At 58.8% G+C, this 23,162-nt stretch carries 23 protein-coding genes; 10 read left to right on the plus strand and 13 right to left on the minus strand.

Annotation, left to right across the window (positions count from 1 at the left end; all coding sequences use genetic code 11):
* Positions 1-351, plus strand: a 351-nt coding sequence (locus J4G14_09905; GenBank protein MCE2458113.1) for an ABC transporter permease, incomplete at its 5' end; no start/stop codon positions are given.
* Between the two features lie 60 nt (positions 352-411).
* Here J4G14_09905 and J4G14_09910 read toward each other — a convergent pair.
* Positions 412-804 (minus strand): YciI family protein, encoded by a 393-nt coding sequence (locus J4G14_09910; GenBank protein ID MCE2458114.1) that lies wholly within the window; start codon positions 802-804, stop codon positions 412-414.
* A gap of 347 nt (positions 805-1,151) precedes the next feature.
* Here J4G14_09910 and J4G14_09915 point away from each other — a divergent pair, with 347 nt between their 5' ends.
* Positions 1,152-1,604 carry a DUF1801 domain-containing protein gene (locus tag J4G14_09915; GenBank protein MCE2458115.1) on the plus strand — a complete coding sequence of 151 codons (453 nt, stop codon included), beginning with the start codon at positions 1,152-1,154 and terminating at the stop codon, positions 1,602-1,604.
* A gap of 127 nt (positions 1,605-1,731) precedes the next feature.
* Here the strand turns inward: J4G14_09915 and J4G14_09920 are convergent, their stop codons facing one another.
* On the minus strand, positions 1,732-3,564 hold the full coding sequence (locus J4G14_09920) for a S9 family peptidase (GenBank protein ID MCE2458116.1): 1,833 nt from the start codon (positions 3,562-3,564) through the stop codon (positions 1,732-1,734).
* 364 nt (positions 3,565-3,928) lie between these two features.
* Between J4G14_09920 and J4G14_09925 the strand changes: the two genes are divergently transcribed.
* Positions 3,929-4,771: an SDR family NAD(P)-dependent oxidoreductase gene (locus J4G14_09925; GenBank protein ID MCE2458117.1), complete on the plus strand. Its 843-nt coding sequence runs from the start codon at positions 3,929-3,931 to the stop codon at positions 4,769-4,771.
* Between the two features lie 37 nt (positions 4,772-4,808).
* On the opposite strand, the gene J4G14_09930 is transcribed toward J4G14_09925, so the two are convergent.
* Complete coding sequence (locus J4G14_09930; protein ID MCE2458118.1) at positions 4,809-6,044, minus strand: amidohydrolase; 1,236 nt, start codon at positions 6,042-6,044, stop codon at positions 4,809-4,811.
* A 189-nt stretch (positions 6,045-6,233) separates the two neighbouring features.
* Between J4G14_09930 and J4G14_09935 the strand changes: the two genes are divergently transcribed.
* The gene (locus J4G14_09935; GenBank protein ID MCE2458119.1) at positions 6,234-6,827 is read left to right on the plus strand and encodes a FixH family protein; all 594 of its coding nucleotides are present in this window, start codon (positions 6,234-6,236) and stop codon (positions 6,825-6,827) included.
* Here J4G14_09935 and J4G14_09940 read toward each other — a convergent pair.
* The gene (locus J4G14_09940) at positions 6,769-7,101 is read right to left on the minus strand and encodes a hypothetical protein (protein ID MCE2458120.1); all 333 of its coding nucleotides are present in this window, start codon (positions 7,099-7,101) and stop codon (positions 6,769-6,771) included. The two genes, J4G14_09935 and J4G14_09940, sit on opposite strands and share 59 nt — an antisense overlap.
* Positions 7,102-7,211: 110 nt before the next feature.
* Between J4G14_09940 and J4G14_09945 the strand changes: the two genes are divergently transcribed.
* A complete protein-coding gene (locus J4G14_09945) occupies positions 7,212-9,398 on the plus strand; it encodes a hypothetical protein (GenBank protein ID MCE2458121.1) in 2,187 nt (728 codons plus the stop codon).
* A 54-nt stretch (positions 9,399-9,452) separates the two neighbouring features.
* Here the strand turns inward: J4G14_09945 and J4G14_09950 are convergent, their stop codons facing one another.
* The 7 genes from J4G14_09950 to J4G14_09980 all read right to left on the minus strand — a co-directional run bounded on the left by J4G14_09950 (position 9,453) and on the right by J4G14_09980 (position 17,159).
* The gene (locus J4G14_09950) at positions 9,453-9,986 is read right to left on the minus strand and encodes a peptidylprolyl isomerase (GenBank protein MCE2458122.1); all 534 of its coding nucleotides are present in this window, start codon (positions 9,984-9,986) and stop codon (positions 9,453-9,455) included.
* Positions 9,987-10,409: 423 nt separating this feature from the next.
* Entirely contained in the window at positions 10,410-11,018 is a 609-nt protein-coding gene (locus J4G14_09955) for a glycerol-3-phosphate acyltransferase (protein MCE2458123.1), read from the minus strand.
* Positions 11,019-11,033: 15 nt separating this feature from the next.
* Positions 11,034-11,471: a type II 3-dehydroquinate dehydratase gene (locus tag J4G14_09960; GenBank protein ID MCE2458124.1), complete on the minus strand. Its 438-nt coding sequence runs from the start codon at positions 11,469-11,471 to the stop codon at positions 11,034-11,036.
* 19 nt (positions 11,472-11,490) lie between these two features.
* Complete coding sequence (locus tag J4G14_09965) at positions 11,491-13,782, minus strand: pyruvate dehydrogenase (protein MCE2458125.1); 2,292 nt, start codon at positions 13,780-13,782, stop codon at positions 11,491-11,493.
* A 151-nt stretch (positions 13,783-13,933) separates the two neighbouring features.
* Positions 13,934-14,710: a hydroxypyruvate isomerase gene (gene hyi, locus J4G14_09970; protein ID MCE2458126.1), complete on the minus strand. Its 777-nt coding sequence runs from the start codon at positions 14,708-14,710 to the stop codon at positions 13,934-13,936.
* Between the two features lie 89 nt (positions 14,711-14,799).
* A complete protein-coding gene (locus J4G14_09975) occupies positions 14,800-15,861 on the minus strand; it encodes a Gfo/Idh/MocA family oxidoreductase (protein MCE2458127.1) in 1,062 nt (353 codons plus the stop codon).
* Between the two features lie 551 nt (positions 15,862-16,412).
* Entirely contained in the window at positions 16,413-17,159 is a 747-nt protein-coding gene (locus J4G14_09980) for a 2-dehydro-3-deoxyglucarate aldolase (GenBank protein ID MCE2458128.1), read from the minus strand.
* Positions 17,160-17,355: 196 nt separating this feature from the next.
* Here J4G14_09980 and J4G14_09985 point away from each other — a divergent pair, with 196 nt between their 5' ends.
* The 4 genes from J4G14_09985 (at position 17,356) to J4G14_10000 (ending at position 21,400) form a co-directional block, all read left to right on the plus strand.
* Positions 17,356-18,819 (plus strand): MFS transporter, encoded by a 1,464-nt coding sequence (locus J4G14_09985; GenBank protein MCE2458129.1) that lies wholly within the window; start codon positions 17,356-17,358, stop codon positions 18,817-18,819.
* Between the two features lie 74 nt (positions 18,820-18,893).
* A complete protein-coding gene (locus tag J4G14_09990) occupies positions 18,894-19,076 on the plus strand; it encodes a hypothetical protein (GenBank protein MCE2458130.1) in 183 nt (60 codons plus the stop codon).
* Positions 19,077-19,082: 6 nt separating this feature from the next.
* Positions 19,083-20,207, plus strand: a complete 1,125-nt coding sequence (locus tag J4G14_09995; GenBank protein MCE2458131.1) for a hypothetical protein — start codon at positions 19,083-19,085, stop codon at positions 20,205-20,207.
* A 50-nt stretch (positions 20,208-20,257) separates the two neighbouring features.
* A complete protein-coding gene (locus tag J4G14_10000; protein ID MCE2458132.1) occupies positions 20,258-21,400 on the plus strand; it encodes a dienelactone hydrolase family protein in 1,143 nt (380 codons plus the stop codon).
* A 115-nt stretch (positions 21,401-21,515) separates the two neighbouring features.
* Here J4G14_10000 and J4G14_10005 read toward each other — a convergent pair whose 3' ends face one another.
* Both J4G14_10005 and J4G14_10010 read right to left on the minus strand, forming a co-directional pair.
* Complete coding sequence (locus tag J4G14_10005) at positions 21,516-22,130, minus strand: class I SAM-dependent methyltransferase (GenBank protein MCE2458133.1); 615 nt, start codon at positions 22,128-22,130, stop codon at positions 21,516-21,518.
* Between the two features lie 73 nt (positions 22,131-22,203).
* Positions 22,204-22,731: a hypothetical protein gene (locus tag J4G14_10010; protein ID MCE2458134.1), complete on the minus strand. Its 528-nt coding sequence runs from the start codon at positions 22,729-22,731 to the stop codon at positions 22,204-22,206.
* Positions 22,732-22,859: 128 nt separating this feature from the next.
* Here J4G14_10010 and J4G14_10015 point away from each other — a divergent pair.
* Positions 22,860-23,162 (plus strand): hypothetical protein (locus tag J4G14_10015; protein MCE2458135.1); only part of this gene is annotated, 303 nt, incomplete at its 3' end.

The following is a 23,162-nucleotide window of genomic DNA, read 5'->3' on the forward strand; positions in this document are numbered from 1 at the left end:
GGCGATCTCGGGATGTCCATTGGCAACATAGCCGCGACATCCGCGCTCCAGGTGCTGGTGGGCATGGTGTTTGGCACCCTCGCGCTGGCCCTGGGCGCCGGCACAGGACGCACGTCAGTCGCTCTCTTTGGGGCTGCGGGAGCAGCTCTTGCCTTCCACCTGTTGACGTCGCTCGCCAAAATCAGCGATGCGCTTGAGAGAATCGCATGGCTGTCGCCATTCCACTACTACCTGGGCAGCGACCCGCTCAACACAGGCATGGACTGGCGTAACGCCATCGTCCTGATCGCGCTGTCGGTCATCCTCTTCAGCATATCTTTGGCGCTCTTTCGAAGACGTGACCTAAGGTAGGGAGAATAAGGCTCTGAGTAGGCGAACTCGTTACCGGCCTTCAAGTTCATTCCGCATGTCTTATTCGTAGCCAATCTGCTCCTGCGTCATGACCTCGGCGAAGTCTTCGATCTCGTAGAGCGGCCGGATCTCGATTTCGCTGGGGCCCGGCATTGGGTTGGGACAGCGCTTCACCCACTCCAGGGCCTCGTCCATGTCCTTAACTTCCCACAGCCAGAATCCCGCCACCAGTTCACCGACGGCCGGGAAGGGACCATCGATGACAGTACGGCCGTCACCGTCGAAGGCTACTCTTTTCCCCTCAGATGATGGCTTGAGTCCGTCGCCGTCCTTCATGATGCCAGCCTCGACCAACTGCTGGTTAAAATCTCCCATCGCCTCGATGAGTTCAGGGGAAGGCAGGATGCCGGCCTCACTGTCGGAGGTAGCTTTGACTATGACCATTACTCTCAATGTTGAACTCCCTGTATGTGTTCGTTATCGAGTGAAGAGGCACATTCTTCGTGGAAGATTACAGCATCTAGTCTTGACCACGCCGTAAATCCGTCATTCCAGCGAAGGCCGGAATCCAGTATGAGATCTCTGGACTCCGGCCTTCGCCGGAGTGACGATGCAGGGACTTTAGAAGACGTCGAAGGCAACTGTAGGATAAGTTGTCGCTTCATTCCTTGCGCCCATGTGTCCATTTATCCAGAATAATTGGGACGAAGGCTTCGGCAGTCTCACCGGCTGTCTGGAATTGACCTTCGGATCTTCCCGACTCATTCAACGGTGCGAACATCGAACAGGACCGAGTGCAAATGCCCAGCAAGACGCCCAGGAGATCAAAGAACGCTACCGGGGAGGTAAGACTCCTCTCAGGTGGCAACCCGCAGATTGCGAAGGCTGACGGCGATGCGCCGGTGCAGGCGTACATCGCGGCGATGCCGGAGTGGAAGAGTGATCTCGGACGCAGTCTCGACGACCTGATAGTGTGTGCTGTGCCCAACGTTAGAAAGGCTGTGAGGTGGAACTCGCCCTGGTACGGCGTTGAGGGCATGGGGTGGTTTGTGAGCTACCACGTCTTCACCCGCTACGTGAAGGTGACCTTCCTGAACGGCGCGTCGCTGAGTCCGGAGCCGCCCGGCTCTGGCAAGGACCCGGACGCCCGCTGGGTCGACATCTACGAGGATGAGCTCGACGAGGAGCAGATGGAAGAGTGGGTCAGACAATCGGCGGCCATACCCGGCTGGGACGGGTTCGACACGCTGTAAAACCCCATCCGTCGTTGCCAGCTAGTATCGCGTCCAGGTAGTTTCGTCATACTCGGATCTGACGCGAACTCTGGATACCGGCCTTCGCCGGTATGACAGTTGGGACCGCTGCCATGACGTTTCGGTACTAAGTTCGGAGGTAGCGGTCGAAGAAGTCGGCGGAGTCCTTGAGCATCTGCCTGACGTTGGGCAGGGTACTCACGTAGAAGCCGTCGTCGGGGTACACCTTGTACTCGGCAGTCTTGTATTGCCGTTTCAACTCGATAGCGAAGTCCTCTGAGGTTTCAGGCCAGTCCTCCCTGCCCTCTCCGTGAAGGACGAAAGTCGGCGTGGTCGCGTCCTTGACACTGTAGAACGGGGAGCTGCGGTACCAGACCTCCTCGTTTTCCTCGAAGGTCCCGAACTCGTGCTCCAGGAGCTTCATGTGGCGAAGCTCCAGCACGTGCCGCAGTCTCGGCCAGTCGCTGTAGCCGGACATGGGGACCGCCGCCTGGAACACGCCCGGCGCGAAGGTGACAGCGCACATGGAGAGGATGGCACCGTAGCTTGTTCCTGTGATGCCGATGGCATCAGCATCCACGTACACAAGCCCCTTCAGGAAATCGGCTCCAGCAATGGCGTCTTTCAGGTCGCCTCCACCCCAGTCCCTGTCGTTCAGTTCCTCGAAGGCTTTGCCGTAGCCAGAACTCCCCCTCACGTTGGGAAGCAGCACCACGTAGCCGCGCTGGACGAAGTACTGGACATATGGCTGGAAGTCGTCGCCGAACTGGTTTGTGGGTCCGCCGTGGATGAAGAGCAGTCCCGGATGTTTTTTTCCTCCGTTTCGGCTCTCGGGGCTGTAAAGATACGCGTGTATGGTGAGGCCGTCGAAGCTCTCGTAGGTGATCTTCTCGGGCGCGGTGAGGCGGTCGGTGATGTCACTACCATTACCCGAATCAGTTAGCTTCCTGACCTCGCCGTCTTCCTGGGATACACTCCAGAGCTCGGAAGGCGACGTCGGTGTGCCATATCGGAAGACGACGTGCGACCCATCCGGCGACCACTGCGGCATGGAGCATACTCCCATCTCAGGTGAGAACAGCGCCCTTGATTCTCCTCCGAGTGCGTCAGCCACCCGCAATTCTAGTGTGCCGTTATGATTGGAGGTGTAGACGACCCGCTGATCTGTGGGGGACCAGGCAGCGTCGCCCTGTTCCGCCTCCTCGGGCGCCAGAGGTTCAGGCTCGCCACCGTCAATTGGCGACGTCCAGATGTTTATGTGCCCGCTGCGCTGGCTGCGGAAGTGGACGCGCTCACCGTCAAACGAGACTCGCGGATAGCCGAAAGTCGCGCCGTAGCTGTAGTCGAAGAAGTCGGTGTCCTGAAGTACGATCTGCTGATCTGCACCGTCCAGCGTGGTCCTAATAACGTCGTGGTCCTCCCACTTGTCATCCAGACGGACGTACAGCATGTGCTGGCTGTCGGGAGTAAACACTGGATTCACGGCGTAGAGCGGCCCATCGGTAAGCCGAGTAGCCCTACCAGTTGGTACGTCCACAATGTAGACGTCGTACGAGCCGTAGCGGTTGCATGAGACCGCGACGCTGCTACCGTCGGGAGACCAGTTCATCGAGTGGATGCGCCCACCCAGAGACGTGAGTTGGAACGCTGCTTCTCCATTAAACGGCCACATCCATACCTCATCGTTGCCGCTCTTCTTCGAGACGCAGGAGACGTGGGCGCCGTCGGGAGACCAGAGTGGAATTCGAGGTGCGGCGCCTCCATCCCCTGCCCCAACTGTCAGGCGGGTTGGGAATCCTCCATCGGCTGGAACGCTCCATAGCTCCGCCGTGTCCCCTTGGGACGATACATAGAGGACCCGGGTACCGTCCGGCGACCATTGGGGCGGCTCCGCGCCCACCACCGCACGGATAGACAGGATTTGATCCAAGCTTAGCTTCGATTTAGTCGTCTTGGTCAAGCGGGTCACCTCGTCTGCCTCTCTTCGCGAGCGAGCCCAATAGTGAGTTCAAGCTCTGCTTCCCCCTTTATATCACTGCACAGATGAGTCGGAAAGTTCACGGTACAGTTTGGATGCTGTCCCAAGTTAGTAGGCAGTTCAAGAGGCGAGCCCCCTTCGACAGGCTCAGGACTGACGAATGCGGGCAAGATGCCCGCGCTCCAACTGAGGTGCATCCTAATTCAGGACTGGCTTGACAATGTGGGCAAAACAGCCATCTGACATCCAAAGTGGCGGCAGGTTACTCGACGAGGAGCGGTCATCCCTGAATTCGACAATCTATGGTAGCTTTAGCACACCGACAGCTTGACGAAAGGAATTAAACATGACCTCAACCCGTAAACCGGTCGCAGTTGTGATTGGAGCGACATCGAAGTGGCAGTCGGACGGCCGCAATACCCGGCTCATCCACGGCGGTGAGATCGACGATAGTGACCTGCCAATCGGCGTGCGCTGGGGCGTCGGCGGAGCCATCGCTCAGAAGTTTGCCAGCGAGGGCTTCTTTACGGTGCTGACCACCCGCAACGCCGCCAACGCCACTACGCTTCAGGCTGCAATCGGTGAACAGGGTGGGGAGAGCATCATCGTCGAACTGGACCTGTCGTCGCGTGAATCGATCTCAAGCGCGTTCGAGCAGATTCGAGAGCAGGCAGGAGACCCGGACGTCCTTGTCTATAACGCAGGTTACCTCGAGGGTCGCGACCTTCCGCCAGAGCAGGAGTTGCTGGAACACATTCCGTTCGAGCTGTTTGAGACGGCGCAGCACATCTCCAGCAGCGGACCTTTCCTCGTGGTCAAGGAAGTGCTGCCCGCGATGCGTGAGCGGGGCGAGGGGTCTATTCTGTTTTCGAACAACTCGTCGTCTCTGCGTGGCAAAAAGCGGTACACTGGCCAATCGCTGTACTATCCGCGTGTGTTGATGCGGACCCTGTCGCAGGCACTGACCGAGGAGTACTCCGAGCACGGCGTGCATGTCGCCAACGTGGTGATCGATGGCACCATCGACTCACCGGGAACCCGGGCCATGCCTCGCAGCCAGCAGCATCCTGAGTTGCTGATCAACCCAATTGCGATCGCTGACGCCTTCTACTATCTGCACACGCAGGACAAGTCCTGCTGGACGCACGAGCTGCAGCTTACTCCTTACGCGAGCAAGCCTAGTTTCTAAGCCTGACTGACTGAGGCCGCTGAGTAATACGGCCGCGTTAGCTGCTGCGTTCGGCGAACTCGGACTTTGCGGCCTCAAGCAGATCTGTGTCCAGCAAGAGATCGCTGGCTGTGAGGCTCAGCGTCTTGGCAACCGACAGTGCGTTGGAGAGTGCGAAGTCGGTGACGGCCGTCTCGGTCATGTCTCTCGTGTGAGAGGCCACCGGCTCCTCGCTGACTGCATACCTCAGCTCGAAAGCTGGCATGACGTGGCTGACGTTCCCGAAGTCAGTGGATGCGCCGCTGCCGGGCCTTCCGGGGACTGGTTCGTCCAGTTTGATGCCCTGGGCCTGCACATTGGCGCCGACCGCCCGTGCCAGCGCCACGTTGGGCAGGACGTTCTCATAGAAGGGGTAGAACTCCTCGGTCTCGAGGCGGGCGCCGGTCATTGAGGCGGCCCCCTCAGCCACCTGCCGCACCTTGCCCACCACCACGTCGCTCAGGTAGTCCCGGTCACGGCATCGCAGCATGAAGTTGGCGGCAGCGAACTCAGGGACCACGTTGGGCGCCATGCCGCCATCTGTGATTACCCCGTGGATGCGAACGTCGTCCCTCAGGTGCTGCCTCAGTGCATCGATTCCAGTGAACAGGTGGATAACAGCGTTCAACGCGTTAATGCCAGCCTCAGGAGCCGCGGCGGCGTGTGCGGCCCTACCGTGGAACATGTAGCGGTAGCCGACCATCGCCAGGCTCCAGCTCTCGCCGACCGGCGCGACGGCTGGGACCAGAGTGCGATTCGAGAATGGGTGGGATGAGAGCGTTGCATCCACGCCGTCAAACACCCCAGACTCCAGGAGGCGTATCTTTCCGCCTCCGCCCTCTTCCGCAGGAGTCCCAATAATCACGGCCTGACCGGGCAAGTCGTGAGCGTTTGCCTGCAGTCCCAGGGCAGCCCCCATCGCAGCCATCGCAATGAGATTGTGCCCGCATCCGTGACCGATCTCGGGAAGCGCGTCGTACTCCGCAAGAACAGCGATCGTCGGTCCACCGCCGGCGCCACCGGGGATAGTGGCCCGGAACGCGGTGTCCACACCGCCTATGCCCCGCTCCACGTTAAGGCCACACTCCTCGAGGAACACGGCAAGAGCGTTTGATGAGTACTGCTCCAGGTAGTTCAACTCAGGGTGGGCATGGACATCCTTCGACAGATCGAACAGGGCTTCCTTCGAGCCCTCTATCGCTGAGTTGGACCTGGTAGCGATCTGTTCTCGTGATCCGGAAATACTATGCGTCATAATTTGAATTCTCCAGTGCGCGAAGTGTCAGAGAGAGTCCGACGGCATCCGTTGAGTCTGGTCACGTCGTGCCTTCGTGTGTATGGGTCCCATTGTATAAGAGATGCCCCATGTATCGACGTTGACGCGCCACTGGCTCGGTAGCGACAATTGAAGGGTCTGACCAGTTCACTCAGGAGCCCAAGCACCATGCCCGTAAGGCACACGACGCTGATTCGCCCAGCCTGCATAGTCGTTGCGCTGGTGGCGATTGTCGTTTCGATTGCGCTCACCCTGCCGCAGGTCGCGAGGGCTCAGTCGGATGAGAGATTTCAGCCGCTGTTCAACCGCGAGGTGGGGCCCTTCAATGTCGGAATGTCATGGGTGCCGCCATCACCGCAGGTGGGAATCATCAACATTGGCGTGAAGCCGGCGATGCTCTCAGACGGCTCCCCGGTTACAGACGCCCGGATTACGCTGGTGGCGGAGAGCGAACCAGACCATCCCGAGTTCGAGGTCGTGGCCGTCAACACACCGAACGATCCCGAGGTCTACCGCGCCAACCTCAAGTTCGAGGAGGCAGGCAACTGGGTAGTACAGGTGAAAATCGACAGCCCGACAGTGGGTCAGGCTGACTTCAGATCGCCGCTGGTAATTCTCCCCGCCCCTATCGAGCCAGGGGTCGGAGGCGCCTGGGTGTTCTTGGGAATATTCCTGGTCTTGACGGCCGGCAGCGTGTATATCGTCATGGCGATCCGGAGGTCTCAGGCGGCTCGACGAATGCGTCTCGAAGGGAGACTATGATCAGCCTGTCTCCTGACTCCCGGTAGGTCACCTCGACCGGGTCGCCCAGCACCATGTGCTCCCTGACATGGGCGGGCGTGAACTCCTCAAACCGCCTGCCGTCTGCGAAGAAATCAAGCACATCGCCAGACTCGCTGGCGACTGCGATCGATTCGAATTCGAGCAGAGACTCTGCCTCGAAGCTGTGAATCGTGCCGGTGAAGCTGAAGTGGTCTCCCATCGGACCCTCGGGTGCCCGGTCGCAGCCACCCAGAGCTACCACGACGACTGCCAATGGCCAAATTCCGAACGATGCCAATGTTTTGTTTAGTACAAAACATGCGCTTCTTTCTCGTTGACTGCGCATGATGTCTCTCATAATGTTTAATTCGGGGCAAGAATAACATGCGCTTTCTTTCGATACTTATCCTTGTAGTCGCGCTCTCGCTGACGGTCATGCTGACCGGTTCGTCCGGTCAGGCAGAGGCGCAGAGCCAGGCTGACAAACTGACATTCTTCGTGATTGACCGGCACGAGATATCGTCCGATCAATCGAAGATCGACCTGGTCAATTCGCTCCTTGGCCTGATGTTCAGATTGAAAGAGGGGCAGCCGTTCGCGTTCGTGTTTGGGGACGACTTCTCCAACGTCTACGGACCAACGGACACGAACGCTGAGGGGTTCGTCCAGCTCAGAAGAGCGGTCGAGCAGAAACTGGCGTCATCGCCGCCGTCCGAACCGCTCGACTTGGAATCGGCTCTGGCTGAGACTTACAACTATCTCAACGGTCTGGTTGTAAGCTCTGAGTCCTCGATCTTCCTGGTTACCGGCGACACTTCGACGACTGACCCTGCTGCCACGGTAGACGAGCTTGACCCCATTCTCGACTTGGTCGAGGAAGTGGGCTGGCCGGTGTTCAACGTCACAACTCCCGAGGCTGACCCTGGCCTCAAGAACGTTCTTGCCGAGATCGCGCGGAGGACGAGTGGAGAGTCATTTGAGCTGTCCATCCCTCACGGCCTCGAAGCGTTGACTAACCGGACCCTCATCAGGGAGGGCAAGGGAGCTCTACAGACCATGGGCACCACGACGCTCTCGCCTGACTCCATCTTTGAGACCGACCTGGACATCGTGCCCGGTACGGGCGAGTTGAGCATGGTCTTCTTCCGAGAGGACGACTCGACTTCGTTCAAGCTCAAGAATCCTTCGGGAGTTGAGGCGTCATCCAGTGACCGAAAAGCCTCAGAGACTATCGAGTTGCCAAACCTTGCAATCGTACGGCTGAAAGATCCGGTACCCGGACGCTGGTCCCTGGAAGTAAGAGGAGACCGCGGGCTGCTGACGGCGCACCGCTACGCGATCAACCGGTACCGCATCGAGCTACAGATGCAGGGTGCGGTCCCTGTTGGCATACCCGTCAACATCATTGCCTCGGTAAGCGATGACGGCAGCCTCGTCTCAGTCGACGCGGGCCTGCTCGCACGCATCACCGACCCTGACGGCACGTCTGTCCTCTACGACCTCAACGATGAGGGCACAGGCGGCGACGCCATCGCCGGAGACGGCTACTACTCTGCAACACTGCCTTCACTGATTACGGACGGAACGTATGATGTCGAGATGCAGCTGCAGTGGCCCGAGATCGCACACACGATCACGACCCTGTCATCGTTCGACGCTCGGCTGTTCCCTGACTTCACGCTCGTTCAAGAGGCTGTAGATACCCTGGAGCCGGGCGTACGTACGAAGATTGCCGAGATTACCGTGGGCATCGGCAACCAGCCCTATTCGGTCGCACCCGACGACATACTTCCGAACGTCGCCACCAACCAGGGCGACCCTGGCATGGTGGAGCTGGTCCCTCGACGCATAATCTCAGAGGGCAAGGCTTTCGAGTACGACGTCTACTACACAGCCCCAATTGAGGCCCTTGCCACGGTCGCTGTGTCGCTGGATGTCGAATACGCAGGTCAACAGTTCATGCGGACCGTAGACCCGATAGTGATCTCGTCGATCCCGCCCGCCCAGCCAATACCGACACAACCTCCAGCTCCGACACCGGCGCCTGCACCAACCACGGCACCGCCGCCGCCAGTTGAGAGGGTTGAGCAGACTGCGCCTACTACTACCATCCTGATAGTGATAGGAGCCATTATCGCAGCCGCTGTAGCCGTGCTGTTGATCAACTTCCTGGTCAGGGTTGCGCCATTCGGGTCAATACTCACGGAAGACGGACGACTTGTCGTGAGGCTGCGCGATGTACAGCGCCCCCCGCTGCAGAACCTCCTGATGAGGAACCGGCTGTCCGGTGAAGAACTCGGCGTTACCGGATTCGATTCAGTCTCATTCCGGTTCTACCGTGATGAGGTACTCATCGAACCCGTCGAGTTCTCGAGCAACACGGTCCGGCTGAACAACCAGCCGATAACCGACCTGACCGTTGTGCACGATGGAAGCTGGCTGGGCGCGATGGGACGCCTGTACACGTACAGCTACAGCGACGTGCAGGCTGAATCGCAGCAGGCGACCTCCGCCGGATCACAGGATGATCAGGTCGATTCGGACTCCGCTGAAAGTAGCCGCAACGAGTGAACTGACGATTGAGATTGAGGGTAGGGACGCTGGACGCCTGAGCTGAAAGTGTCCCTACTCCTCGACAATCCTGATCGTCGTTACGACGTCACCAGGAGAAGTCGCCGATCCTGGGTCTCGGACGGAGATGTTGTTCACAGCGTCCATACCTGACGAGACCTTTCCAAACACTGAGTGGCAGGATACGCCACGCTCAGCGCATGGTTTCTCTGAACCGTCCGGTGCCAGGTAGTCCAGGGCGGGAGTCGGTATGAACGTGATGAAGAACTGACTACCGTTCGTGGAGAGGCCGCCGGCGTTGGCCATAGATAGTATCCCCGGGCTATCGTGGCGCAGGTCGGGGTCGAACTCGCTCTCGAAGCGATACCCAGGTCCGCCGGTGCCAGTACCAGTGGGGTCGCCACCCTGTGCCATGAAGCCAGGAATCACGCGGTGGAACGTAACTCCGTCGTAGAAGCCCTGCCGGGCCAGGAAGACGAAGTTGTTGACCGTCTTCGGGGTCTTGTCGGCGAACAGCTCGATCTCGAACTCCTCGCCCTTGGCAAGCTCGAAGACGGCAGTGTACTTCTTGCTGGAGTCGATCTCCATTGCAGGTGGTGATTCCCACTGTTTGGGACCGCTTGGAGCGGGGGCTGGCTGCGACTGCGCCGCCGGAGCTGCGGTCGGCTGTGCAAGTGCAGGTTCTTCGGACTCTGAGCTACAGGCGACGAGGGCGACCGTAAGAATTGCCACCACTATCAAAGACAGTTTCGAGATCATTGTTGCCAGGGCCTCCGGCGATAGTATGCGCGACGAAATGGGGCCGCGAATTTGGGCCACATTTTACAGGTGTCGCTGTCGTATGTCAGCGGTAGCCCTTCAGGGCGCAGGGTCTCTTCGTTTTCGAGTGCCACTAGGGTAGTCCGTTCGTGGTGAGCCTGTCGAACCATGAACGAGCGGCCCTTCGGCAAGCTCAGGGCGAACGAGAGTATAAACGAAGAGGCGAAGACGAAAAGACCCTGCTTCAGGGCGTCATTGGATGGACAGGAACCGCCGCCAGCTGCGTTCCCTGACGGCACCTGTGACCTCGTCAGACTGACGCCAGAGGTGTGTGCCAGCGACGAGGAAAGACAGCACTATGCACAGCACTATCTGCCCTGTCGCCTGCCCCGTAATTATTGTGAGCGCGTTCAGGAGGATGAACACACTAGTAACCGCCAGGACGCCATTTCGAGTCAGCAGCAGGACCAACAGTCCGGCCCCACCCGAAATCGCCGTGATCTGCCACAGCATGAAGGCGGAGATGCCCAGTACGGTCGCAGCTCCCTTGCCGCCCCTGAATTTGAGCACTGGAGAGAAGTTGTGCCCGAGGGTTGCCAGCAGCGCCGTCCCGTATACCCACACATCGGTGACTGACAGCGCCTGGGCAATGATGACCGCAAGGATACCCTTGCCAGCATCGACGAGCAGCACGACCAGCCCAACCCGCTTGCCGTACTGTCCCACAGCGTTCAGCGTGCCTGGATTGCCGCTGCCCGACTCCCGGATGTCGCCGCGCGACAGCAGCTTGCCAGCGACAAAGGCCGTTGGAAATGAGCCGAGCGCGAAGGCGATAAGCAGAGCAAGAATGCCCTCGGCCACTTCGCTAGTCCCGACCTAGTCCGAACTCAGCGTATTCAGGACTCCACGCATACCCATGTAGTATCCGAAGAGGCCGAACCCGGTTATGACGCCCCTGCATACACCGGCTACCTGCGACTGTCCGCCACGAGCAGCCGGGTTGGAGATGTGGATCTCGTACACTGGGAAATCAACCTGCGCGATCGCGGCGAGGATTCCGGGGTGCCCCGAGGAGTACGCGGCCGGGTTGAACAGAGCAGCATCGAAGTCGCCGGAGTCGTGGGCCTCATACAGCCTGTTGACTACCTCGCCCTCGATGTTCGAGTGAAATATCTCGATGTCCACGCCAAGCTCTGAGGCGCACTGCTGGATAAACTCATCGTACTCGTCCAGGGTCTGGGTGCCGAACGTCCCCGTCTGGACCTTTCCTCGCATGTTCATTCCGAGTCCGTGCAGGACTATAATCTTCGCCAATGTGGTCTCCTTCAGGTTGTCAGAGTTCAAGCGCCGCATATGCGGCCGCCATGATGTTCTCGGAATCTATTCGGTACTCTTTGTACAACTCTCTCATGGAGCCAGACTGACCAAACTCCGTGACCCCGACTGGAATCAACGGCGTCTTGAGCGCGCTGCCCACCCATGAGAGCGTATGTGGATGTGCATCCTGAACGGTCACGATGGGAGCATCGCGAGTACTGGGGTCAATGGAGTCGGCCATGAACATGTTTAGGTCGCCCTTGCCGTCCATCGCGTCAAACACTGACTGCTGGAACGCCCGGTAGAGTGGTCCGGGGCCCGTCACGTTGACCACGTTGGCATACACGCCCTCTTCGAGCAGCGCATTGCTGGCAGCCACGGCCTCAGGGATCATCGCACCGCTGGACAGGATGTGCACCACGTTCGTACCCGGCTTGAACCCCCTGTTTCGGCTCCTGTCTATGAGCCTGTACGCGCCGTTGAGCACCTGCTGGCGCATTCGCTCACGCGTGTCCGGGTCTTCAGGCACCCTGAGGAGTCCCTGATCGACCCGCTTGCTGGTGAGACGAAGATAGAAGGAACGCGTTCGGTTCCTTATCTGCTCGAGCGCGGCCAGCATGATCCATTCCAGCTCCTGGCCGAAGCATGGCTCGTAGAAGTCTAACTCCGGGATTTCCGTGCCTATCGATGGAGTGATCATGGACTGGTGAGCGCCGCCCTCAGGAGCCAGCGAAAGGCCCGACGGGGTCCCTACCACGATGAACCTCGATCCCGAGTAGACGCTGTAGACAAATGCGTCCAGCCCTCTCCGCACGAATGGGTCGTACAGGGTGCCTATCGGGAACAGCATCTCGCCGTTGGACTCGAAAGACAATCCAAGCTGCCCAAGCATCATGAACAGGTTGTTCTCAGAAATGCCCAGCTCGATGTGCTGACCGCGTGGGTGTTCCTCCCACCTGAGAGCGCGAACGATTGACTCCTCGGGCAGAGGCTCTTTCTCGTCCTCGTGCCATACGCCGACCTTGTTGATCCAGCCGCCAAGGTTCGTCGAGCTGGCGACGTCCGGACTGACAGTGACGACACGCTCCGTAACGTCAGGCAGATTGCGCGAGATGGCGGTAAGGATGAGTCCGAACGTCTGCTGAGTGGCCATGCTGCCCGTGTAACGCTGGCCAAAGTCGGCCGGGATATTCATCTCGGGTATGTCGAACCTCGGCTTGCGTCCGACACCGAGCTTGCGCCCGGTATCTATGCAGACACGTCCAGCCGTAGAGTCCGGCGCCAGCCTGTCCCACTCACCGTCCTGCTCAACGTCAAGATCACTCCTGAGCTGCGCCATCTGGTGGTTCGACAGCACCACAGAGTGGTTCTGCGGGTCGCCAATCGAAGGCAGCCTCCATCCCTTGAGGGTGTATGCAAAGATGATGTTCGGTCCCGCAGCGAGTTCGGTCTGGGCGAACGCGTCGCGGAGCATCCCGAAGTCGTGTCCGCCGAGGTTTCGGAACGAGGCCTGCAGCTCGTCGTCGGGCCAGCGCGAGATGAGCCGCGACATGTCCCTTGGATAGCGGCTCGTCTTCGGAAGCCACTCGCGGAGCTGTCCGGGCGGAACTCGAAGGAGCCTCTGGTACACCTCGTTGGACATCTCGTCGATCGCAAGTCGCAGCAGTTCGCCGTTCGGTTCCGCGAACTTGGCCTGCAACCGTTTGCCGTACTTGGCGTCGATGACGTTCCAGCCATTGGCGTCGAACATCTCCCGCCATGCACGTACGCGGATGCCAGGGATGACGCGGTCCAGGCTCTGCCTGTTGAGGTCGACAACCCACAGGATGTTGGGCTGGCCGTGCATTGCCGGCTCGGCGATGGCCTCCCATACTGAGCCCTCGTCGAGTTCGGCGTCCCCTACTATGGAAATATAGCGGCGGCCTCTTTCGGAACCTGAGAACAGGTGCGACCTGTTGTACTTGCTGACCAGCGCGGCGAAGTTGGGCGCTACCGGGCCAAGTCCGACAGACCCGGTCGAAAAGTCGACGTCGTCCGGGTCCTTGGTACGGCTCGGGTAAGCCTGAAGGCCGTGGAACTGCCTCATCATGGTGAGGTACGACGAGTCGAGGTTGCCAAGGAGGTACTGGATCGCGTGATAGACCGGCGCGGCGTGCGGCTTTACCGATATACGGTCGCCTGCCCGCATGAAGTCGAAGTACAGCGAGGTCATCAGCGTGACGACCGACGCGCTCGACGCCTGGTGACCGCCCACCTTGAGGCCATCCGGGTTGGCGCGGACGTTGTTGGCGTGATGAACGAGATTCATCGCCAGCCACAGCACCCTGTCCTGGATCTGTTCCAGCACCTGGTCGCGATCCACGAAGCTTCCAGCGTCGGTAGCAGGTGTCGAAGTTGTCACTCTCTTACCCTTTCGTCACCCTCATGACCTCACGCCAGCGCCTGGCCGGTGCAGGCGGCTATGCGTAATTGCTAATCCAGCCCAGCCCGCCAAGCGTTGTCGATGCCGGACGGTACTCGCATCCGATCCATCCGTCGTACTCTGAGCTATCGATCAGGTTGAACAGGAACGGATAGTTTATCTCGCCGGTACCCGGTTCGTTCCGTCCCGGATTGTCGGCCAGCTGCAAATGGCCGATCACGTCGAGGTTCTGCTCGATCGTCCGGGCGAGGTCGCCCTCCATTATCTGCATGTGATAGATGTCGTGCTGCAGAAGCAGGTTCGTAGACGCGACCTCAGAGATGATCGATCTCCCCTGGTGGGTGCGAGTCAGGAAGAATCCAGGGATGTCTATCGTGTTGATCGGCTCGATCAGCAGACGGATGCCAGCCGATTCCAGCTCGCCCACCGCAAACTTCAGGTTCTGAACGAACGTGTCGTGCGCCACCTGATGAGCAACACTGCGTGGGACTATTCCAGCGAGGCAATTTACCTGCGGACAGCCGAGCGCCTTCGCATACTCAATGGCCGTCCCCACGCCGTCCTGGAACTCCCCTACCCTGTCTGGATCGCAGGCGATGCCGCGGTCTCCGCCGTCCCAGTCTCCGGCAGGCAGATTGTGCAGGACCTGTGTAAGCCCGTGCTTTGATAGCAGCTCAGCGAGCTGATTGGCGTCGTAGTCGTACGGGAACAGGTACTCGACACCCTTGAATCCGGCTCCGACGGCAGCCTCGAAGCGGTCAAGAAAGTCCACTTCGTTGAATAGCATCGTCAGGTTGGCGGCGAATCGAGGCATTGGCGTCCTTTCAAGTCAAGTCATCAATAGTGTCATCGAATTATATGACCGCAACCCTCAAGCCTCAAGGAGGCGTTGTGACGGACCGGTCAGCTAACCTCTGAGGGCGCAACCCACGAACGTTCGTCTGACGCCTTGTACATCGCGAGGATTATGCGCAGAACGTCCTCTGTGAATTCGATGTCCATCATCGGCTGACGGTCAGTGAGGATCCCGTCGACGAAGTCCCTCGCAGCTCCGTTGAAGCTCTCAATCCAGTCCATCGGAAGCTGGTACGAGATCGATTCGCTGCCGGTGTGAAGAACGAGTGGCGGCATGTCGAGCATCTCGCCCGTGCAGCGCGTAACCCACAGGATGCCCCTGGAGCCAACGACCTCCATGAACTCGTCAGCAGGGTAGTAGCGCGTCCGAAGCGGCATCTCGGCGGCCTTGGCGTACTCTATGCTCGCCAGTCTTTCGGAGGCAGCGTACTTCCAAGTGGCAACTGTCGGTGTCTCATCGATGAAGTTGTCCGTCCTCGTGACGACAGCAGAGACGCTGTCGACGTTGCCTCCCCACCACACGCCGGTCGCAACCTTGTGCCAGCCGTCGTCGAACAGGAGACCGCCAAGGTTTCGTTCCTGATCCTGTCTCCATACGTAGGCACCCTCTGTGACTGGTATCGCGGACTCAGAGCCGCCACCTCGAACAGTGCGGATTCTCACCAGTGAGACATCCCCCAGCGTGCCGTCCTCGATCAGCTCCTGCGCCTTCATGATCGGAGGATAGTACAGGAAGTTCTCGGTGGTCCTGTAGAAGGTGTCAGCACGCGAGACCGCGTCGGCGATTTCACGTATCTCGTCGATTGAATTGGCGGCGGGCTTCTGACAGGAGATGTGCTTGCCAGCTCCAAGACCGTCGACAATCTGCTGGGGATGTAGAGGCGTTGGCGTGAGGAGCTCAACGGCATCGACGTCAGAGTCGTTGAGCAGGTCTTCGTAGCTCGTATGGATGCGCGGATCGATTCCCCACTCGGAGGCACGAAGCCTTGCGCGCTCTTCAACCGGATCGCACAGCGCGACTACGTCACACCGCTCGTCGGCGAGATAGCCAGGCGCGTTGAGCTGCGAGATAGTTCCACACCCGACGATACCCAAACGGACCTTGTCCATCAGTTCGACCTCTGCTCGAAGAAGTAGCACTAGGGTATCAGGATTCACGGCCAGCGGGCAGTCCTGGCGCCAGTCGTACAGGCCAGTTCCAGCCCTCCGGAAACGGGAATCGAACTGCGGTAGACGGAAGCAAGAACCTCGCTTAATATTTTATGTAATTACCATAATAAATAATGTAATCTTAATCTAATGAGAGTCACGAAGGGAGGCATCATGACAAAGATAACCACCGGAATCCGCGTGTTGAAGCCTCATCTGGTCGGTCCGAGAGTCGCCCTGGGTTTGATGGCGACTTTGACGGTACCACTTATACCCTCACTGATCGTACTGGCCAATGCCTAGCAAGAAGCTGTCTACGCCGCGACTCGACAGTCAGGCGGGCCAGCCGCCCTGTCTGCCACTACACAGGGGAAGTGAGTGTCGTGCAGCAGGGATATCAACAATGCTCAAACGATTTTGTTCCCAGCCGGTAAGGGAGTCTGACTCCCGGTAACTGCCGGCCTCACGCCTTCCCGGGGCCATACCCGGCAATGCCTCCCGGGAGGGCAATTTCAACCAGTGACTTCGCCCATGAATGTTTCGGCTGCTGTGGAAAGCAGTGTCGTAAGGTGGGTGTACAGGTATGTCACATTCTGGCCCAGATATCTCCTCGTTGCGGCGGCGTTGCCAGCCGAACCCGACACTTTCCCGGCCGCTGCCACAGTGGCGAACACGCTGTCCATCGCCTCTCTCACGACCGGAGTGTCAGGTCTGCCGGGATACCCTAAAGACTGTGATAGATCGGATGGCCCCACGAAGAACACGTCCACATCGTCCACCTGAACTATCTCGTCCACGTTTCTGACGGCCTCCGCTTCTTCGATCTGGACACAGACCAGTGTCTCCCTGTTGGACAGCTCGGCGTACTCGGACATCGACATGCCGTACCCGTAGGAGGCGGCTCTGACACCTGCGGCCAGCCCGCGTTCGCCCAGCGGGTGGTACTTGACCGATTCGACCGCTCTCCTGGCGTCTTCTGCAGTGTTCACGTGAGGCACCTGAACTCCCATTACGCCCCTGTCCATCAACTGACCGATCGCTTCGAACGAGTTGACAGGCGGCCTGGCGATGGGAGTTATGCCCGCGCTCTCGGCAGCCATTACCATCAGCTCGACGCTCTCAAGCGAGATCGATCCGTGTTCAGTGTCGATGAGCACCCAGTCGAATCCCAATCGTCCAATTATGTCCACGACATGAGGAGATGGGAACATAACTGAGACCCCGAATGCCGGCTGACCAGACAGTAGTTTTCTCTTCATTTGATTTGGCGTCATAAGGTCCCTTCCTGCAATTCATTGGCAACGTATGCCAATACACAGTGCTCCCACTAGCAGTACGGCTGGACGGCTCGCGTAACCGAAATCCAATTTGGTGATAGAATGTACACCATTCGGAGACCGCCCTCCTGTAAGTCTAGGAGGCAGATGAGCAGTCTCACCCCCCAAATGCAACTACTTGCTCGCTTCTAGCATATTCCAGAAACCCGTCTACAAATGGTGGGTGTTCGCCGCCGTGGCCCTCGGCACACTGACGTCGGTGGTCAACCACGGCAGTATGTCGGTCGCCCTCCCAACCATTGCCCAGTACTTCGGCGCAGACCTCGCCACAGCTCAGTGGGTGGTCATCGCCGAGGGACTCGCCATCAGCGCGCTCATCCTGCCGATGGGGCGTCTCTCCGACATCTTGGGCCGGAAGCAGATCTACTTCGCAGGCCTTGTCATATTCGCCGGGGCTGCATTCATGGCAGCAAGTTCCCAGAGCATAACGATACTGATCGCATTCAAGGTCCTGCAGGGACTGGGCGCGGCCATGACGCAGGGCACCGGGATGGCGATGGTAACCTCCGTCTTCCCCGCAGAAGAGCGCGGCAAGGGCATTGGGTCTCACGCCAGCGTAGTGGGCTCCGGCGGGGTCATCGGCCCGGTTATGGGTGGATTCATCGTCACAGCGCTCGACTGGCTGGGAATGTGCGCCATGCTGGCCGTGATTCTGCTCATTAAGAGCGAGGCCTTCCGGCAGGACAACCGTAGCCGACGGTACGACTTCGGCGGAGCTGCCCTCTCATCGTCAGTGCTGCTTGCCTTCCTGTTGACCGTCTCGAACGGATCGCGCATGGGGTGGACATCGCTACCGATCATAGTAGGTGCTCTCGGATTCGTCGGATTCCTTATCGCCTTCATCTGGTGGGAGCGACGCGCGTCCTCCCCGATGCTGGACCTGGGACTGTTCAGAAACAGAGTCTTCAGCATCGGTATCACCACCAACTTCATGTCCTTCCTGGCCATAACGTCCGCACGCTTCCTGATACCGTTCTACCTTCAGGCCGCGCTCAGGTATACACCCGCGCTTGTCGGCTTCGTGCTGCTTCCCAACGCAGCGAGCAGAATAGTCATGGGCCCCCTGAGTGGATGGCTCTCAGACAAGTACGGCTGGAGGCTCTTTAACATCATCGGACTTCTCTTCTCTGCGGCGGGCCTGTTCGTGCTGGCATCGCTTACGGCGACGTCCTCCATACTGGTTGTACTGGCAGGAATCCTTCTGCAGAGCGCCGGGTCGGGCCTGTTTCAGTCACCGAATTCGGCCTCGATTTTCAGTGCGGCCGACTCCGGCAGACATGGTGTTGTTGCAGGGTTCGTAAACCTTTCGAGAAACTCCGGCAACGTCACCGGGATTGCGATCGCCACTTCTATCGTGACTGCGGTCATGGCCGGCGGAGGATTCGAGCCTAAGATTGACGCCGTGCTCGAGGCCGGTCAGGGCTCAGGACTGCTGGCCTCGTTCATTACGGGTCTCAAGGTGGTCTTTCTATCCATGGGCGTACTGCAGGTGATAGGAGCGGTCGCCTCGTTCTTCAAGACTGCACCGCGGCCCGAGCCGACCCCGCGCGCGGACAGCGTCGAGGCGCCCACCAGCGTCTAGTCCAAAGTCCGACCTATGGCATATGACGTCGACTCTCTCACAATCTGGCTTGAATTCGTGATAAAGTTCACCAGATGGCTGAATCCGACAGAGATGACAGTGCGGCCCTACTCGTAGGCAGGTTGATCAGGTCCTACCGAGACGACGCCCGGCGCAATGGCAGACGCCTGACCCAAGAGGGCCTTCTTGCCCTGATGGTCGAGAAAGGTGAGGACTCGGCCGCCTACTGGGATCGCTCAATGATCAGCAACTGGTAGAGGGGTGTGAGACACCCTCCGAGGGAGTTCCTGGTAGCGTTCGGTCGCGCGCTCAATGTGCCGCAGTCCGAGATTGACCACATCATGGCTCTGGCAGGTTACGAGAACCTGAGCGACGAGGAAGGTCGCGACGCGATAATGGCTGCTGCGCAAGCCATCGAGTCCCAGATGGAGAGTCTCCAGCACGAGGTTCGCAACCTGGTGGACTCCACGTCTGCACCCGAAGTCGCTGTGGACGCCTCCGCTGTAGCCAAGAACGCCCTGATGAGGCTTGCCCCGCCAGGCATCTACGCACTGGTAGTTGGGTTCATTCTCAATGCTTTGGGGCAGAACGGAACGGTGGCGCTACTGGCATTTGTGCTGGTGGGGTTCGCAATTGTAGTAGGCCAGTGGGCTTCGAGGAGGCTGAAACCAGGTCCAGACAGGTCCGAGCACGACCATATCGTTGACCTTTTCTTTCTCTCGGTGCTCTTCACGTTGAACGCATCTCTGCTGATAGAAGCTATCGGCAAGACGGACCACTTCGGGTTCTACACGATAGAACCCTTCACGAACTCTCCACTATCGCTCCTGGCCACATTTCTCGTCCACCTCGCACTGTCGCTTGTTGCATCAGTGATGTTCAGTGTGCTGTGGAGTCGACGGCATGGCACGAAAGACGGAACCAACACCTTTACGCGAGCAGTCTGGACAACACTTCCACCGATATTATTCACTTACGTTAGCGTTGCCGTCTTCGCCAATCTGGGTGCGTGGATATCACTCATGATTATCCATGGAATACTGTTCGGTGCCTTTACTGTCATTGTGGCTCTCAATGACCCGGCAACGTCGCTGAAGGATGTCGACTTTGTCCTCAAAGCAACGATTCTGGTCATTGTGCTGTTGAGTGCGTTCGGCGTTGCCGGGACACTTGTTGCTTACATGGAACCTGACATATTGGTCACGTCCGAGAGCTTCCGCCTCATTCCTTTGCCAGAAGTAAGCGCAGAGAATCTTGGCTACACGCCAGAAGAAGGACTGAAGCTGATGCGGCTGGGCAACCTGTGGATGTCCCTAGCCAACATTATCTATCTTGCCACTGTGCTCGGAGGATGCCTCCTTGTGACGATCCGTCGGGCCTCTGGATGACAGGGCTGCCGCGTCCTTGTCTCAAAGCCGCCTCTCAGATTGAAGCTCTATTGAAACGTATTACCCGCAAGATCGGACTCTGGGTGTTGAGCGTAGTGGCAGTGACTCTTACTCTGCTATCTCTGTTCATCATTGCCATCCCACAGGGCCGAACCGGCTTCAACACCGCGCTGTTCGTCCTACAGGTGCTGGATCTCCCCATCAAGCCCCAGACGCTATTCACTACCGAACCGGTTCGCCACCAGATTCAGTTCGGGTCGGAAGATGTCGCCGACGTTTACCGCCTGCCTGATAGTAGGCCCCGGGCTGCGGTGCTACTGTCCCTGGGGGCTACCCCTCATGGGCTTGATGACCCGGCAGCCGTCATGCTCAGCGACGCCCTTGCACGGGCGGGATACGTAACGATGGTCCACTGGTCTCCACAGATGGGACTCGAATTGAACCTCGATCCCTCCGACACCGACAAGCTGGTCCAGGCTTTCAAGCACATGGAACATCTCGAATATGTCGACCCCGACCGGGTTGGCATCGGTGGGTTCTGTGCAGGAGCTTCCCTGGCACTGGTCGCAGCGGCCGACCCCACAATCCGCGACCGAGTTGATTTCGTCAACGCTTTCGGCCCGTTCTACGATATCGAAGAGCTACTAATTCAAGCTGTGTCCAAAACAGTAATGTACGACGGCGAGGGCACACCATGGGAGCCAGAACCGCTCACCATAAAGGTCCTGGCCACAGAGCTGATCGAACGCCTGGACAGTCCATCGGACGTGCGGACACTGACTCGCCACTATCTGGAGCAGCAGCCACCCACACCGGCTCCTCTGGATTCGCTCTCCCCAGTAGGAAGAACTGCAGCGCGCCTCCTCAATGGAGTTCCCCCGGATGAAGTAGAGGCGCTATACGCAATGTTGCCCTTGGCTTTCCGCGAGGAACTCATCCTCATCTCGCCATCAACCTATGTCGACGACCTAAGAGCCCGCCTGTTGATAATGCACGACCGACACGACCGGTATGTACCTGCTGCAGAGTCCCGCCGGCTCCTGGAGACGACCCAGGACCGGATCAACGTCCGCTATACGGAATTCATCGGATTCGACCACCTGCTCCCCGACGAGGACGGCGTGCTCACACGTCTTGAACAGGCGCTCAATATGTACCGTCACATGTACAGCATCCTGCGAATCGCCTCCTGAGCTTGCCCATAGAGTCATCCGACTCGATCTTTCAGGACGGTATATGTATAAGGGCCGTAAGGACTCTCCAGTATCCCTGGCGAGAAGTTGAAGCACCTGCACCTTGTAGGCAGCATTACTTTCTGGCGACACCCACTATGTTTGGAATCGTAACTGGAAGCCGGACAGAGAGGTCGAATGCTTCAACTTCGATGTCTGAAAAGCCTGCTCCCTCAATTGAACCAGTGAGATCCCGGTTGAGGTTGCAGCCGGTCGTGGCGAACTTCCACAGCGGATTGAGCCTGTCCTGCCACCAGCGTCCACGACTGCGCGGCGACACCACGTGCTCGTAGAAGAAGAATGCTCCGCCAGGCCTCAGGACGCGCCGCACTTCGCGTACTACCGCATCGGGGTCGCGGACCATACAAAGTACGAGGGTCGTAACGACAGAGTCGAAGCTCGCATCCGCGAACGGCAGACTCTCGCCGACCTGTTGGACAATGGCAGCTTCCCTACTCTGGCGCCGGACGTGTCCGCTCAGACGCCTGTTCATGTGGGTATCGGGCTCTAAGAAGGTCAACTTCGCGTCGTCCGGATAGTACGGGAGGTTAGCGCCAGTCCCACCGCCGATCTCCAGCACGTCCCCCCAAGCGTAGCCGGCCGTGCGCTTCCTGTAGGGGACGACCCTTCCCTCAACGCCCGAGTTGAGCAAGTCATACCATGCGGCGAATAGACGCTTGCTGAGGGGCATATCTGTGCTCTCTGAGGTCGGGGAGTCCTTCAAGAACTCCCATAAGGTCCGTCCGATTACATAGACCCTGATGTTACAGACCCGACCTGCCGCCTGCTACCCCTGAATAGCGTTCGCCGGTTTGTTGTAGAAAGGCTGACGACCGGTGCATCGACCCAGGCAGCCTCTGACTCAACTCCTCCGGTGGCTCCCCCAGGCTGAGCCCCCTGATTGCTGTGCCCCAGCCCTTCAGTTCGCGCCTGTCCTGGAACCCCAGCTTGTGACACCCGGTCCTGAGCTGATTGCTGATGGTCCTCTCAGACAGCCCTCGCTCTTCTGCGATCGATTCAGGAGCCTGTCCGCCTATGAAACCAACCATGACTTCAAGCTCGGAGTCGGTGAGCCTGTTGCCGAGCGCTTGCGCCCTGCTTCTCAGCAGGTCCATAATCGAGTCATCACTTGATAGGTCCAGTCCGATCAGGATCTCGTGTGCAACTCGAATCTTCGCTATGGCGCGGCGTGTCTCTCGCTGGACATCCACGCCGCTTTCTTCATCTGATGATTCAGGGGGCTGGTCAGGCCTCATGATGTCTGTTATCCACCATCCAGGAGTTTGTGTCATCTGACATAGCCCTACAATTCCTTGTGCCTTTGTCCCAATTTACCGGTACATAGATACCAGAGAGGGGTTGCAAAGTCTGTGACAGAAGTGTCACAGTTTGGCTTGAATTCGTGACCGTAGCTTGGAAAATGACTGAATCCGATAGAAATGACAGTGGGGCTGTACTCGTAGGACGGCTAATCAGGACTTACCTGGACGAAGCCAGACGCAATGGCAGGCGGCTAACGCAGGAGGGCCTTCTCGACCTGATGGTCGAGCTGGGCGATGAGTCGGCTGCCTCCTGGGACCGCTCCATGATCAGCGCGGCAGCCATTCGAATTGCGGTGGCCGCTGGAAAGTACGTGACGAGGTTCAATGTGAGTCACTGCGGGAGGTGGGAAGAAGAGATGGTGGAGACGGGGGAGGGTCGAACTCCCCGTCCAGAAGACTCT

This window comes from Dehalococcoidia bacterium, from assembly GCA_021295915.1.
Taxonomy (GTDB): Bacteria; Chloroflexota; Dehalococcoidia; order Lucifugimonadales; family UBA1123; genus VXRN01.

Coding starts and splice junctions, on each gene's coding strand:
- J4G14_09915 (MCE2458115.1), top strand. CDS start 1,152: ATGCCCAGCAAGACGCCCAGGAGATCAAAGAACGCTACCGGGGAGGTA.
- J4G14_09925 (MCE2458117.1), top strand. CDS start 3,929: ATGACCTCAACCCGTAAACCGGTCGCAGTTGTGATTGGAGCGACATCG.
- J4G14_09930 (MCE2458118.1), bottom strand. CDS start 6,044: ATGACGCATAGTATTTCCGGATCACGAGAACAGATCGCTACCAGGTCC.
- J4G14_09935 (MCE2458119.1), top strand. CDS start 6,234: ATGCCCGTAAGGCACACGACGCTGATTCGCCCAGCCTGCATAGTCGTT.
- J4G14_09945 (MCE2458121.1), top strand. CDS start 7,212: ATGCGCTTTCTTTCGATACTTATCCTTGTAGTCGCGCTCTCGCTGACG.
- J4G14_09950 (MCE2458122.1), bottom strand. CDS start 9,986: ATGGAGATCGACTCCAGCAAGAAGTACACTGCCGTCTTCGAGCTTGCC.
- J4G14_09965 (MCE2458125.1), bottom strand. CDS start 13,782: ATGAATCTCGTTCATCACGCCAACAACGTCCGCGCCAACCCGGATGGC.
- hyi (MCE2458126.1), bottom strand. CDS start 14,710: ATGCCTCGATTCGCCGCCAACCTGACGATGCTATTCAACGAAGTGGAC.
- J4G14_09975 (MCE2458127.1), bottom strand. CDS start 15,861: ATGGACAAGGTCCGTTTGGGTATCGTCGGGTGTGGAACTATCTCGCAG.
- J4G14_09980 (MCE2458128.1), bottom strand. CDS start 17,159: ATGAAGAGAAAACTACTGTCTGGTCAGCCGGCATTCGGGGTCTCAGTT.
- J4G14_09990 (MCE2458130.1), top strand. CDS start 18,894: ATGGCTGAATCCGACAGAGATGACAGTGCGGCCCTACTCGTAGGCAGG.
- J4G14_10005 (MCE2458133.1), bottom strand. CDS start 22,130: ATGCCCCTCAGCAAGCGTCTATTCGCCGCATGGTATGACTTGCTCAAC.
- J4G14_10010 (MCE2458134.1), bottom strand. CDS start 22,731: ATGACACAAACTCCTGGATGGTGGATAACAGACATCATGAGGCCTGAC.